This window comes from Rhodococcus globerulus, assembly GCF_019334125.1.
In the GTDB taxonomy this organism is placed as follows: Bacteria; Actinomycetota; Actinomycetes; order Mycobacteriales; family Mycobacteriaceae; genus Rhodococcus_F; species Rhodococcus_F globerula.
Genome location: NZ_CP079698.1, coordinates 4,288,558 through 4,302,218, shown reverse-complemented (window position 1 = coordinate 4,302,218; position 13,661 = coordinate 4,288,558). Strand labels below are relative to the sequence as shown.

Here is a 13,661-nt window from a genome sequence, read left to right as displayed (position 1 = left end):
CTCTAGCCGCTGGTGAGGAACAGCCCCTGCTCGCGCAGTTGCACGACGCGCATCACGATGATTCCGATCGTGACCACGGTGACGGCGCCAAAAGCGATCCAGCCGATCCGGACTGCTTTCAGCCGATCTTGACCCGCACCCAACCACTGCGGCACGTACAGGAATGCGGCAGCGGCAGCGGCGCCTGCCAGCAGACCACCCGCGTGTCCCCAGAACGAGATGCCTGGCAGCGAAATGCTGATGATCACATTGATCGCGATCACCGAGATGATCGGGACCGGGCTACGACGCAGACGCAGCAGCAGAACCGCCTGCGCGCCCATGATGCCGAATATCGCACCGGACGCACCCGCGGTCCACGACAGCGACGTCACCGACGCAAAGACCGGCTGAAACGCCATCACCGACGCGCTGCCGCCGACCAGCGACACGAGATAGATGCTGATGTACCGGGAGCGGCCCATCACGATCTCCGTGTCGCGGCCAAGGATGTAGAGCGCATACATATTGACGGCCAGATGCAGGATTCCGAAGTGCAGGAATCCCGACCCGATCAGACGGAACCACTCGCCGCCCGCAACCAGTGCGGGGTTGAGGGCCCAGTTCGCGAAGATCGACGAATCGACCTGATTGTTCATGATGCTGCGCGACTGCACGAGCGTCGCCAGGAACGCCAGGACGTTGAGGCCCATGAGCGTGTACGTCACGACCGGCACCGGCCGCGCCTGCGTCACGGTATTACCCGCGACGCCACGCACGGGTCGAACATCGCGTTGACCGGCAGCTACACAGTCAACACATTGGTAGCCCACCGCAGCCTCACGGAGGCAATCGGGGCACGCCGGGCGGCCGCAACGATTGCAGGAGAGAGCAGTGGGTCGATCTGGATGGCGGACGCACCGCGGTTGGGGCGGGAGGCCCTCACTCGCACCGCCGCCCCAACCGGGGTTAGTCATCTTCGTTGTTTACCTGTTCAGGAGATGGTGATGCTGTTGATGACGACCGGCTCGACCGGGCGATCGGAGCGATCGACCGCGGTGGAGGAGATAGCGTCGACAACCTTGCGCGACTCGTCGTCGAGAACCTCACCGAAGATGGTGTGGCGACGGTTCAGGTGCGGCGTCGGGCCGGTGGTGATGAAGAACTGCGATCCGTTGGTGCCCGGGCCGGCATTAGCCATGGCGAGCAGGTAGGAGCGGTCGAACTGCAGTTCCGGGTGGAACTCGTCGCCGAACTGGTAACCCGGGCCGCCACGGCCGGTTCCGGTGGGGTCGCCACCCTGGATCATGAAACCGTCGATGACGCGGTGGAAGACTGCGCCGTCGTAGAACGGTCCGGTCTTGGCGCCGGATGCGTTCTCGGTGGAGTATTCCTTCGAGCCGTCGGCCAGGCCGACGAAGTTCTCGACGGTCTTCGGCGCATGGTTGCCGAACAGAGCGATCTTGATGTCGCCGCGGTTCGTGTGCAGCGTTGCGGTTGCGGTCTGATGAGTTGAAGTCACCACCCCATCGTGCCATTGTCTGGCTTCCGATGGATGTGAGGCTGCCAAACCGGGGCAAAAGCCAGCGTTCAGGCTTTCCCAGGCGATCGCCAGTTTCACGGAACCTCGTTACCAGGGAGCGCTGGAATCATTCGAGATGCGCACATCAGCGCAATCACCAACGAAAGGCACACACCATGGACCTGAGCTACCTGACTGATCTTTTCGGCGCCTTCACCGATCTCTTCAGCGCCCTCGATTTCTTCAGCGGATCGCTCGGCTGACACCACACCTGCACTGACCACGCGCTGTTGAACTGTGGGGCTGCGCTCCCGCCCGACTGTGGCTCCACAGCTCAACTACCGCAACAAGATCTAACACATCGACGTGAAATCCAGCGGCGCGGCGGGTAGATGGCGTCCCCGTGGAGTGTCGTCCACCAGAATCCCGTCATCGACGACGACGTGACCACCGACAACAACGGTCACCGGCTTTCCGCGCAGCCGCCGACCTTCGTAGGGCGTGTAGTCGGTGGCCATGTGCAGGTCTGCGTCCGAGACGGTCCATTCCAGATCCGGGTCCCAGATAGCTACATCGGCATCGGAACCCGGCATGATCGAACCCTTGCGCGGATAGAGCCCATTGGTGCGAGCCGGATTGGCAGCCGTCAACTGCACAAAACGACTCGGCGACAGACCGTTGGCCGCAACAAACTTCGAGAATACGACGGGCAGGCGAGTCTCGACGCCAGGCAAGCCGTTCGGCATATGACGAACATCGTGGCGGTGTTGACGCTTCTGCGCGGTGTCGTAGCAGCAGTGATCGGAACCGATGGTCGTGATGTGACCGGTGAAGAGGTGCTTACCCAATCCGTCGACGGTACCGCGTGAACGCAGCGGTGGGCAGCACACAAATCGTTCCGGTTCTGAGCCTTGGTACTCCGAATCATCCAGTGTCACATGATGTGCCACGACCTCGGTGAAGGCTACCAACCCACGCTTGCGAGCATCGGCAACCAGTTCGACAGCCGCCGCCGACGATTGATGCACAAAGTACACCGGCGCCCGTTGCGATTCCGCAATAGCCAATACTGCTGCTACCGAGGCTGTTTCAGCTAATTCCGGACGCGTGGTCGCCATCCCGGCCGCATCGATGTGCCCACAACTGGCGGCGGCATTCTGCGCGTCACCGACAATGGCGTCCGATTCGCAGTGAATGATCACCATGCCACCAAGATCACGCGTGGTTTGCATGGTGCGCAGAATGGTGTGTTCGTCGGCCATCGACTCGCCGGCATAGGTCGTGAACATCTTGACCGTGCGGATTCCGGCGGCAGCCATCGTAGCCAGTTGATCGGCCGTCGTATCGTCCCATTCGACAACACATCCGTGCAGAGCCGAATCACACAGACCCTCAGTAGCTTTGGTTCGGAGCTTGTTCGCCGCATCCAGCGGATCCTGACCCGGCCTAGGTATCGCAAAATCGATGATCGTAGTGGTGCCGCCGAACACTGCGGCGGTGGTGCATTCGGCGTAGGAATCGAGCGACGTGAATTCACCCGACGTGAACCCGACGTGGCAGTGCGGATCCACCCCACCCGGCATAACCAGCTTCCCCGTAGCGTCGAGCACCGTCGCACCGTCCGGAATCAGCCCGCCCGGCTCGGCTATTGCAATGATTTTGCCGTCGCGCATCACCAGATCGGCAAGCTCGCTCCACGACGACTCCACCACCGTTCCGCCCCGCACAACAGTGAGTGGGGAGGTGGTCACGACTTACTCGCAAGGTACGCACGCCAACCGCCGCGGTCGCTGATGTCCACCACTTCGGGACGATCCAGCCACTCGGCCCGCATGCGCATGGACAACGACCCTCGTCCGTCGGCAAGAAGAATCACGCCCAGTTCCAACTCCTCCGGCTCACGGGGCAGCAGTTCGAGTCGAAGGAGGTCGTAGTCGACCTCGTACAGCTCACCGGGCACGGTGAATCCACCTTCGGCCACCGGGTGCAATCCGGGGAATTCGTCTCGCACGGAGAAGAACTGGTAGTTCGGCGCGGTATCGGCCGCACCCAGGAACGTTGCCCCTGCCAGCGCGTCGTTCAGTGTTCCGCCGGACAGTGCTTGCCCGTTCACGAACATCGTCACGGTTGCCATTCTTGTCTCCTCTAGTTTCGAATAACGTTGGTATCAGTGAGAGGCGGTCAGTCGCGCCGGCCCGAAGGAACTGACATCGACAGCCGGTTCCTTGCCCTGGACCAGAGCTGTGAGGACGTCGGCCCACAGCGACGCAAAGGTGAACGAGTATGTTCCACCCGCAACAAAAACGCCTGATGCACTCTCGAGTTCACCGATGATCGGCAATTCGTCCGGTGTGGTCACAACCGGGCCGGTCCAGACGTCGGACAGCTCGATCTCACCGAGGCCCGGCATCAACCGCCCAGTCTGGGCGAGATTGCCCGCGATGCTCTCCTCGCGGATCGGTGCCGCACCTGCAGTCCGGAACTGTCCTGCGGGCCATCCACCGCCGAGCACTATGCGATTGCGCCGGTCCTGCTTGATCGAAATACCCTCACCGACGTGCTGTACCAACACATTCAAGGTTTCGGGCGGGGCGGCAAGGGTGTGCATTTGCAGCGACAGAGCCCGCAGTTCCAGTTGCACGTCGACCATCGCGGCGACCTCTGCCATCCACGGACCCGCAGCATTGACCACGTGGGGTGCCTGCCACGTCCCCTTCGCGGTACTGACGTTCCAGGATTCACCGATCCGCTCGATTGCCGTGACCTTGGTATCGGTAGCCAGCTGCGCACCACGAGCGACCGCTTCCGCCAGGAGAGCCGGGCCCGCGATATCGGGTTCCGCGTAACCGTCCAAGCCGCACCAGCTGGCACCGGCAATGGTCGATCCGAGTAACGGAAGCTCTTGGCGTACTTCGTCACCGGTGAGAAGACGGGTCGGAATTCCAACTTCCCGTTCCCATTCGTGCTTCTGTACCAGAGCGGCACACTGCTCCTCGGTCTCGGCAACCATGTAACCGCCGCAGCGGACGAGGCCGACACCGCCGGGAACATCGTGCTCGAGCTGATCCCACAACTGACTCGCCGCTAGCTGCAGTGGAAGCAGACGACGCACATCCAGTGCCACACCCTGACCGGGTCGGCGCGTGTGAATCGTCTGTATGTGCAAATTTCCGGCCGTCGTTCCCGATCCGGCGCAATTGGGTACCGACCGATCAAGCACCACGACACGGAAGCCTGCATCGGTCAGTCGAAATGCCGCTGCAGCTCCCACAATTCCGGCACCGATGATCACGACATCGACCTCGCTGGTCATGAACTCAGTGGACATGTGTGAACTCCTTCGACGTATGTGCGCTGGCTTCGGCTATGCCGGATCGATCGATGATCGACTGCAGGGCTTCGATGATGCTCGGGTCGGTGACCGGCAGCAGCGGTTCCCGCACGTGACCGCCTGGCTGCCCCAGCAGGTTCATGACCGCTTTGAGCTGGGGAATCGGTGACGCGTGAATGCCGCTGTAGTCACCGTTGATCAGCGCACCGGAAAGTGCGCGGTAACGGTCGGCCCATTCCTGCGCTGCCGCAGCATCTTTTGCGGCAACAGCGCGATAGAAGGGGACACCGAAGGGAGCGCCGACGCCACCGCCGTCGATGTTGCCGTCACCACCGAGTTCGAGAAGCGCGGCCAGTCCGCGGCGATGCAGGAAACTACCGAAAACCCTTACCTGCGAAGAGAACTGCTCGACGGTGTCGAGCATGCTCAGCCAATCGCCGGTGCTGTCCTTGATCGCCACCACATTCTCTAGATCCGCGATGCGGGCGAATAATCCGGGAATCTTACCCATGTCCACCGAGACCCCGCGCGGCCAGTTGTACGCCATGAACGGTAGATCTGTTGCTGTGGAAACACTTTCGTAGTACGCAACCGTCTCGTCGGCCGACGTGTGAACGTACGGCGGCGGGGTCGCAAGAATTCCATCCGCACCGGTGCCGGCCGCGTGCTTCGCGAGTCGCCGTGATTCGTCAGCCGTGTATGCGCTCACTCCGATCAGCACGGGGAAGCGACCACTCACGGCGCTCACTGCCACCTCGGCGACAAGTTTGCGCTCGGCATGGGTCTGGGAAAACCACTCACCGGTGCTGCCGTTGATCAGAACTCCGTCGACGCCCATACGTGCGTAGAGATCCATGAGCTCGGCAAATGCATCGACATCCACCGCTCCAGCAGCGTCGAACGGGGTGGGAGACGCGGGCCAATAGCCCGACCAAGCGACATCGTCGCGATTCATAGAAGTAGACCTCTCGATGGAGATGCACAGACTGTGCGAATGGGATCGATTCCATACATTGCTCCGAACCGGTAAAATCGTCAAGCCAGGAAACAGACTCGTAACACGGGCATAGTCGAATGAAGCAACCACGCAGTCAATGAAGCCAAGAGGACACGATGACAGTCACCCTGATCGATGTCGCAAACGCCGCCGGTGTTTCGCGAAGCACTGCATCACGCGCATTGAGTGGATCGGCGTTGATCTCTCCGCAGACCAGGGCGGCCGTGCAGGAAGCCGCGCGCAAGCTGCAGTACCGCCCCAATCGCGCCGCGAGCGCGCTGCGCTCCCGGCGGTCACACCTCATCGGTCTCGTGATGAACAACCTGCTCAACGCGTCGTTCCACACGGTCGCCGAAGTAGTGCAGAAAAGAGCGTCGGACAAGGGTTTTCAAGTCATCCTCTGCATCACAGACGCTGATGTGTCGCGTGAACGTGACGTGCTCGAGATGCTGGCCGAGCACGGCGTGGACGGGACGATCGTGATCGGTAGCGGCCGTAACGCCACCGCGACCAACGACCTGCTCTCGGGAAGCGCCGTCGTCAACCTCATTCGGTCTGTGGAAGGCAGCAAAGCACCCAACGTTCTTGCCGACGACATCGACGGTGCCATGTTCGCTACCCGTCATCTACTCGCACTCGGCCACCGCAACATCGGCTATATCGGCGGCACCGACGACGCGACGTCCGGCCGTGAACGGTTCGAGGGATACCGCCGCGCGCTGGCAGAGTACGGCGTCGAGGTGGATGAATCCCTGGTCAGAAAAGGCTCTTTCACAACGTATTTCGGAGCCGAGGCAATAGGTTCCCTGCTCGATCACGCGCCGAAGATGACTGCGTTGTACGCCGCCAACCACGAAGCGGTTTTCGGCATCCTTCCCACCCTCGTCGGCCGTGGCGTGAGCATTCCGAACGAGTTGTCCCTGGTGTGCCACGAGGACATGCCGTGGCTAGAGATGTGGCAACCCGCGATCACCACGATTGACAACGGTGCAGTACAACTGGCCAATGTCGCAATGGATCTTCTTTTCCAGCAAATAGATTCGGGGAAACTCGGCAAAGAAGACCATGGCCGTACCTACCGGATCGGCTCGACGCTGATCGACCGAAATTCCTGCGCGCCACATGACGGAGGTCACTGAAAACAGCAACGATCGTGGCGCACGACACGCTGTTTCGTTAACAGTTCGTTTCGTCGGTATCTCTCGCGTTAACGGCGTTGACCCTTCATCAATCGCGTGCCAAGCTCAGTGCAATCGATCCCATGAAACTGATTCGGACGATTCAGAGCCTCCCCAAAATGTGCTTTGGAGCCCGAAAAAAATGTAGGCGGAAGCCACTCCCGAAAGGCAACTCGAAAAATGCGCAGAATCCTCGCAGTCGCAGCCGCCACCGCTTTGGCAGCCACCCTCACAGCCTGTGGATCGGGAAGCGACGACACTGCCGCTCCCACCGACTGCACCCCCACACTGGGATCATCGGACCTCGCAGAAGAAGGCACCCTCACCATCGCCACCAACGCCACGCTCCCACCGATGCAGTACGTGGACGAGTCAGGCAAGGTCGTCGGAATGCGCGTTGACCTGGGCAAGGAGATCGCGAACCGCCTGTGCCTGCGCGCCGACTTCGTCAACATCGAGTTCGACGCCCAGATCCCCGGCGTGCAGAGCGGCCGTTGGGACATGATCGACACCGGGATGTTCTACACACCGGCTCGCGCCGAGACCATCTCGCTCGTTCCCTACGAGGTACAGGCGGTCTCCGTCTCGGTACCGGCAGGAAACCCCGAGTCCATCTCGTCCGTCGACGATCTGGCCGGTAAGACCATCGCCGTCGAGGCACCGGGATACGAGTTCGACACGCTCAACGCATTGAACGAGACATTCAGCGCCGCCGGCAAGCCGACCATGAACGTGCAAACCTTCAAGACGAATGCTGATGCTTACCAAGCACTTTCGGCAGGACAAGCGGACGGGGCGGCGATCGTGAGCTCGGTAACCTCCTTCTACCAGAAGGACGGCCGCTTCGAGACGGGCGTCGACGGCATCAACAACTCACCCTTGGCCCTCGGATTCTCCCAAGGCAGCAAAACTGCCGTCGAGGTGGCGCGCGTCCTCACGGACATGCGTGCCGACGGCTACCTCCCCGCTCTGTTCGAGGAATACGGCGTCGACGGTTACGACGGCGATATCTCCGTCAGTACCGGCCCGCTGCAGCCCTGAGCTCCGCTCATCTTCAACGCTGAGCTCCGCTCATCTAGCCGAAAGGTAACCCCATGTGGTCCTGGGATGCATTCTTCTCGATCTTGACCAGTAAGCAGCTGCTCGAGGGCGCATGGGTCACCATCTGGCTCACTGTCGTCAGCATGGTTCTCGGCCTGATACTGGCCGTCGTCGTTGCTGCGGCACGCTCCTCCCGCTGGTGGATTCTGCGGGCAATTGTCGGCTTCTACGTGTGGTTGATGCGCGGCACTCCCCTACTGGTGCAATTGGTCATCATCTATACCGGCTTGCCTCAGGTGGGAATCAAGCTCGGAGTCATCGAGTCCGCCCTACTCGGGCTTGTTCTCAACGAAGCCGCCTACCTGTCCGAGATTGTCCGGTCCGGACTGATGTCGGTGCCGGCCGGTCAGACCGAGGCGGCCCGGGCGCTGGGCATGTCGCCGTTCAAGGTATTCCGAGTTGTAGTGCTACCCCAGGCATTTCGCGTCATGATTCCTCCGCTGGGCAACAGCTTCAACGGATTGCTCAAGACCACAACCTTGGTATCGGTCATCTCGGTCCAAGAGTTGTTGCGGCGCACACAGTTTCTGGTACAGGTCAACTTCCGAGTACTCGAAGGCCTGTGCGCGGCGGCTCTGTACTTCCTCGTCCTGACCACTGCCTGGGGAATGATTCAGCGTGTACTCGAAGCCCGCGCCGGCCGGGGATACGACCGTAACTACAAGCGCAAGAACACTTCCGGCGATGCAAATGTCGCCGAGTCGGCTCAGCTAGCGGAAGCAGTGAACAGATGACCACCACCGACATTGCCGCCGCCACAACGGTTGTTCGCGTCGAGAACATGATCAAGTCCTTCAACGACGTCCGGGTACTCGACGGCATCGATTTCAGCGTCGCCGAGGGCGAAGTTGTACTGCTGCTCGGACCGTCCGGTAGCGGCAAGAGCACCCTCCTGCGCACCCTCAACTGCCTCGAGATCATCGACTCAGGGATCGTCGAAGTATGTGGCGAATCGATGGGCTACGTCGACAGCAACGGCAAACGGCGCTTGCGCAGCGAAGCACAGATCGCGAAACAACGGCAGGGCACCGGGATGGTGTTCCAGAATTTCAACCTCTTCCCGATGATGACCGCTGTGGAGAACGTCGCAGCCGGCCCACGTCACGTACAGGGAGTACCCAAGGACAAAGCCCAGGCGCAGGCGCGCGAACTCCTCGCCCTCGTCGGGTTGTCCGACAAAGCCGAGAACTACCCCTCCCAGCTCTCCGGCGGACAACAACAACGCGTTGCCATCGCCCGAGCACTGGCCATGAAGCCGAGCGTCATGCTTTTCGACGAGCCGACCTCGGCGCTCGACCCGGAAATGGTCAAGGAGGTGCTTGACGTGATGGTCCGGCTTCGCGACGAAGGTATGACCATGGTGGTGGTCACCCATGAAATGGCATTTGCCCGCGCTGCCGCGGATCGCATCGTTTTCATGAGTGACGGCAAGATCGTCGAAGACGCTGCTCCGGATCAATTCTTCGACAACCCTCGGAATCCTCGCACCCGGGCGTTCCTGGGGCAGATCCTGTGACAAAGTGGAGTCATGACACGAGTGACCGAGTCCCTCAGCAGCCAGCTTCCCGACACGTTCGACCAGGCCGTGGCCCGCGTCGAAGACTCTTTCGAGGAAACAGCAACCCGCATCAAGGAATCTGACGCAGCCGACAACGCCCGTCGCATCGCCGCTGTTGTCGCCACGGCAACTGCCCGTGGCGCCGGACAGCTCGGCCTGTTCCTGGGCCGTCAGAGCGCTGTTCTCGCCAAGAAGGGCGTGGAGTGTGCAAAGTCCCTCCCCGCCAAGTCAGCGGCGCGTGCAGAGCGTGAACCGAAGCCGCGTGGACGTAAGCGCATCGGCCTGTTCGTCATTGCCGGTGTGGCTGTGATCGGTGGAGCTGTTTTCTACAAGAGCCGCCACCGCGAGCACCCGCCGGTGGCGTCGGCTCCGCCGCGAGTTGACGAACAGACTGCGTAGATCTTGAAGCAAAGAGGCCCGGAACACAGTGTGTTCCGGGCCTCTCTTCGTTGGTGAGCGCCGGTCAGCAGTTCGACGGCGCCGGAACGTTGTTGAACCGATCGATCATGTAGCCGATGGATTCCGGGGTTCCCGTGATGTACGGGGCTAGATGGCCCAGTGCAACACCCGGAGCGACAGAGGGCAGCTCGTTGACGGAGAACTGCACCGTCGCGCCGTTGCTGCACCATTCCCGCGCGAGTTCCTGTCCCTGGCCGAACGGCACGATGTCGTCAGCTCGCCCGTGCTGGATCAGGACCGGCGACGTCGGCGTCAGGTTGCCGATCTTCTGTTCTGCCAGGATCCCCTGTGCAACGGGCAAGCGATCGAGCACAACCGACAACGATTCGCCCGATTTCGTGAACTCCGACGTCTTCTGGAAGGCAAATTGCAGGCCCGTCTCGCCGACGCACTGATTTTTGGTCGCCGCGAGCATCGCGCGTCCACGATCGTTGATTTCCGCGTCGAGTAGCGGCTCCACGTCGGGGTACTGAGCCACGATTCCGTTGAGCGCGTATCCGATCAAGCCGGTGAGAAATGTGCCGTCGATCTGCTCGAGGGTGGCTTCCAGATCAGCCGGAGGAGCGCCCGCGTACGTGCCCTTCAGATCGAGCTCCGGGGCGTACGACGGCTTCAGCTCCGTTGCTGCAGCGGCAGCGCCGCCACCCTGCGAATAACCCCACAGGCCGACGGGCCCGTTGTCGGGAATGCTGGTGTTCGGAAGTTGCTGCGCAGCCCGCACCGAATCGAGGACGGCGTGCGCTTCGGCGGCGCGGTTCACGTACGTGTGGTCGCCCGGCGTTCCCAGCCCGTCGTAGTCGGTGACCACAACGGCAATGCCGTTGAGCAACAACATATTCACCCAGATGGACTCGTAGCCGACCATCACGTCCGTCGGAAACCTGTATTCCAGTCCGGTGTTGAACAGCTTGGACGGGGCACACTGGTCACCTTGTCCGTGAGTACCTACTGCGCTGGCAACCAGTGGACGCGCCCCCTGCCCGGTCCACGGGTTTGTCGGCTCGAGGTACGTGCCGGTGACTGCAACGGGAGCACCAGTGGCGTCTTCGCTGCGGTACATGATCTTGGTGGCGGTAGCCGGCCACGGACCATTCGATCCCGGCACGCTGAGAAGCAAGGGCGTCGGCTCACTGCGAATGAGGTCGCCGTTGTCCCCGGCGGGCAGTTCAGTCGGCGGAGTGTAGAAATCCGCCGGCTCAGCTGCCGCGAACGGCGCCGTTGCAGCACTGACCACCAGTGCTGCAACGGACAGGCCTGCTGCCCACCACATTCGGTTCTTCACGTTCACGTTCTCCCCACGTCGTTTGCACTGTGCTCTGACACACAGTGAACGCAGGGTAACATATACCGCAAAACAAACTTACCGGTAAGGAAAGAACCTTAGAGTCGTTGCTGTACAGCTACTTTCACCTATTTCGTCGGCTCCACATTGTTGGTCAGGAGCGCACGCAACTGCTCGGTGTTCTCCGGCGTCCACGTCGTCGGATGCAAGATGTTGGCCCACATGTCCGCGGCATCTTCGCCGTAGTTGTGCCCATGACCCGACGGAACATCCGCCGAGAACACCATGTCGAGCGTGACCTGCCAGAACGTTACAAGAGGAATCCACGTCATCCCCGGATCGACGTCGCGGCCCTCCGGCTTTTCGCTCAACCAGTCCGGCTTGTTGAGGAGGAGGTCGAACGACCACCACGTGATGGGGTCACTGGCGTGCTGCCAGTAGACGATTCGATCGTCAGCCCAGTCGGCCTCGAGCTCCAAGTCGATCGGATCCGCGGCAAAACGGATCGACTCGCCGCCGTCGATCACGGGAAGAATCTCCCGCGAACCAGAGTCACGATTGTTCGTGATCTCCTGCCACTGCTCCGTGAAGTTGGGTGTGCCCACCCACAAAGCTCCGTCCACGCGCGTCATCATGTCCTGGTCCCCGGCAAAAGCGGCCTGGCCGCCGTACGAACCGAGGCTCTCGCCGAACACGACCAACTCGGGACGCGTCTCCACGGGCAGGTTGATCCACTCCGCAAAAACAGCGTTGAACAACGCGCGGCCGGCAACCATCGGAGTTTCGCGGTCCGCGATGAAGGCCAACGGACTCGGCAGGAACGAGTACTGCATCGACGCAATGGCGGTGTCACCGTCCTCGACATATTCGAACGCCGACGCCACATCCTCGTTGACCCAACCACGACCCGTGGTTGTCACGACGGCCAGAGTTCCGCGGTCGAACCCACCGGTGCGCTTGAGTTCGTCCACAACCCGGTTTGCCACGCCGCGAATCGAATCCGAGGACTCACGCCCGGCATACACGCGGATCGGCTGCTTCGCCTCACGCCCCGTCAGCGCCGTGATCTCCGCCGCGGTGGGGCCACTACCCATGAAGGTGCGCCCTTCCTGCCCCAGCGAGTCCCAGGCTTCCGCAGACATCGGTGAACCACTGCGTTCGGCAATGAGCGGCTGTTCGATACCGTCCGGAGTTTCGGTATCCGCACCAGAGAAGCTCCAGTTCGCGAACGCGATCAACCCGTTGTACAGCGCACCGTTCACGACAAAGACAGCAAGAGCGAGAACCACAACAAGGCTGGCGACCTTCGCCGCTTCCTTCGGGACGAACCGCAATGCGAACTGCGAAAGGCGGTTCGTGGAATGGCGAATGCCGCGCGATGCCTCGAGCAGGATGAACCAGATGAACAGCGAAATAAGCGCAACCAGAAGGTAGTTTGCCGCACTGTCACGCGGCATACCGACAAGTTCACGGACGATCCGCTGCCACCGCGCCCCCAGAATCAAGAAGAGCGGAACCGCGATCACGGCCACCACCGCCATCGTCCGCCACGCGATCTTCTTCGTGCGCTCCGACCACTGCGGTTCGACGCCACACTTGCGAACCGTCCACGCGACCAGAGTTCCGATCGCGTAACCCATTGCCAGAGAAATACCCGTCGCGACGCCCTGCAAATACCACACTCGGGGCAGCAGCGACGGGGTCATCGACCAGGTGAAAAACACCAGTGCAAAGGCAAGGCCGACAGGATGAAGCGTCCCGCAATAGCGGCGTATGCGGTCCCACACAGATCTCATGCGGGAATCGTAAGCGCAGAGCGTCCGATTTCAGGCACCGTACCGCCCAGTCGGCATGCTAATTCTCACGATCTGGGTGCGCACAGACAAAAACACCCTCCCAGTTTCCCGGGAGGGTGTTTTCTTACTGTGGAGCCTAGGAGATTCGAACTCCTGACATCTGCCTTGCAAAGGCAGCGCTCTACCAACTGAGCTAAGGCCCCGTTCGGTTTTCCGACCGGAGTCAGAGTACCTATGTTCTAGCTTGTTTCCAAATCGTGCCAAACCTTGTCTCCGCGCTGACTTTTGATCAACTTGGTGACTACGAGAGACACCAGAATGCTAGCCCCGACAAGCAGGAAAACCTTCATTCCAGCAACCCTTCTTCGGCACAAGGAGTGGGCCTAGGAGGACTTGAACCTCCGACCTCTTCATTATCAGTAAAGCGCTCTAACCACCTGAGCTATAGGCCCCTGAAC

14 protein-coding genes and 2 tRNA genes are annotated in these 13,661 nt (G+C 61.2%); 5 read left to right on the top strand and 11 right to left on the bottom strand.

Features of this window, described 5'->3' with window-relative positions:
- Positions 1-2: 2 nt before the first annotated feature.
- The 7 genes from KYT97_RS19600 to KYT97_RS19570 all read right to left on the bottom strand — a co-directional run bounded on the left by KYT97_RS19600 (position 3) and on the right by KYT97_RS19570 (position 5,787).
- Positions 3-956: a rhomboid family intramembrane serine protease gene (locus KYT97_RS19600; protein ID WP_045066090.1), complete on the bottom strand. Its 954-nt coding sequence runs from the start codon at positions 954-956 to the stop codon at positions 3-5.
- A 17-nt stretch (positions 957-973) separates the two neighbouring features.
- Positions 974-1,501, bottom strand: a complete 528-nt coding sequence (locus KYT97_RS19595) for a peptidylprolyl isomerase (RefSeq protein WP_033235424.1) — start codon at positions 1,499-1,501, stop codon at positions 974-976.
- 95 nt (positions 1,502-1,596) lie between these two features.
- The gene (locus KYT97_RS19590) at positions 1,597-1,785 is read right to left on the bottom strand and encodes a hypothetical protein (protein WP_155276690.1); all 189 of its coding nucleotides are present in this window, start codon (positions 1,783-1,785) and stop codon (positions 1,597-1,599) included.
- A gap of 69 nt (positions 1,786-1,854) precedes the next feature.
- Complete coding sequence (hydA, locus tag KYT97_RS19585) at positions 1,855-3,252, bottom strand: dihydropyrimidinase (protein ID WP_219110501.1); 1,398 nt, start codon at positions 3,250-3,252, stop codon at positions 1,855-1,857.
- On the bottom strand, positions 3,249-3,635 hold the full coding sequence (locus KYT97_RS19580) for an allophanate hydrolase-related protein (RefSeq protein ID WP_033235322.1): 387 nt from the start codon (positions 3,633-3,635) through the stop codon (positions 3,249-3,251). The genes hydA and KYT97_RS19580 overlap by 4 nt, the downstream gene beginning before the upstream one ends.
- Before the next feature lie 33 nt (positions 3,636-3,668).
- Entirely contained in the window at positions 3,669-4,829 is a 1,161-nt protein-coding gene (locus tag KYT97_RS19575; RefSeq protein WP_219110500.1) for an NAD(P)/FAD-dependent oxidoreductase, read from the bottom strand.
- The gene (locus tag KYT97_RS19570) at positions 4,819-5,787 is read right to left on the bottom strand and encodes a dihydrodipicolinate synthase family protein (RefSeq protein ID WP_095887553.1); all 969 of its coding nucleotides are present in this window, start codon (positions 5,785-5,787) and stop codon (positions 4,819-4,821) included. The genes KYT97_RS19575 and KYT97_RS19570 overlap by 11 nt, the downstream gene beginning before the upstream one ends.
- Positions 5,788-5,945: 158 nt before the next feature.
- On the opposite strand from KYT97_RS19570, the gene KYT97_RS19565 reads away from it, so the two are divergent.
- The 5 genes from KYT97_RS19565 to KYT97_RS19545 all read left to right on the top strand — a co-directional run bounded on the left by KYT97_RS19565 (position 5,946) and on the right by KYT97_RS19545 (position 10,065).
- The gene (locus KYT97_RS19565) at positions 5,946-6,968 is read left to right on the top strand and encodes a LacI family DNA-binding transcriptional regulator (RefSeq protein ID WP_219110499.1); all 1,023 of its coding nucleotides are present in this window, start codon (positions 5,946-5,948) and stop codon (positions 6,966-6,968) included.
- Between the two features lie 219 nt (positions 6,969-7,187).
- Positions 7,188-8,048 (top strand): ABC transporter substrate-binding protein, encoded by an 861-nt coding sequence (locus tag KYT97_RS19560; RefSeq protein WP_033235319.1) that lies wholly within the window; start codon positions 7,188-7,190, stop codon positions 8,046-8,048.
- Between the two features lie 53 nt (positions 8,049-8,101).
- Positions 8,102-8,842 (top strand): amino acid ABC transporter permease, encoded by a 741-nt coding sequence (locus KYT97_RS19555; protein WP_219110498.1) that lies wholly within the window; start codon positions 8,102-8,104, stop codon positions 8,840-8,842.
- Entirely contained in the window at positions 8,839-9,624 is a 786-nt protein-coding gene (locus tag KYT97_RS19550) for an amino acid ABC transporter ATP-binding protein (RefSeq protein WP_045066079.1), read from the top strand. Before KYT97_RS19555 ends, KYT97_RS19550 begins: the two co-directional genes overlap by 4 nt.
- A gap of 12 nt (positions 9,625-9,636) precedes the next feature.
- Positions 9,637-10,065, top strand: a complete 429-nt coding sequence (locus tag KYT97_RS19545) for a hypothetical protein (protein WP_033235316.1) — start codon at positions 9,637-9,639, stop codon at positions 10,063-10,065.
- 64 nt (positions 10,066-10,129) lie between these two features.
- Here the strand turns inward: KYT97_RS19545 and KYT97_RS19540 are convergent, their stop codons facing one another.
- The 4 genes from KYT97_RS19540 to KYT97_RS19525 all read right to left on the bottom strand — a co-directional run bounded on the left by KYT97_RS19540 (position 10,130) and on the right by KYT97_RS19525 (position 13,655).
- Entirely contained in the window at positions 10,130-11,395 is a 1,266-nt protein-coding gene (locus KYT97_RS19540; protein WP_202026677.1) for a lipase family protein, read from the bottom strand.
- Between the two features lie 140 nt (positions 11,396-11,535).
- Positions 11,536-13,203 (bottom strand): alpha/beta hydrolase, encoded by a 1,668-nt coding sequence (locus tag KYT97_RS19535; RefSeq protein ID WP_033235315.1) that lies wholly within the window; start codon positions 13,201-13,203, stop codon positions 11,536-11,538.
- 130 nt (positions 13,204-13,333) lie between these two features.
- Positions 13,334-13,406 (bottom strand) — tRNA-Ala (locus KYT97_RS19530).
- Positions 13,407-13,581: 175 nt separating this feature from the next.
- Positions 13,582-13,655: transfer RNA gene (locus KYT97_RS19525), tRNA-Ile, on the bottom strand.
- Between the last annotated feature and the right edge of the window lie 6 nt (positions 13,656-13,661).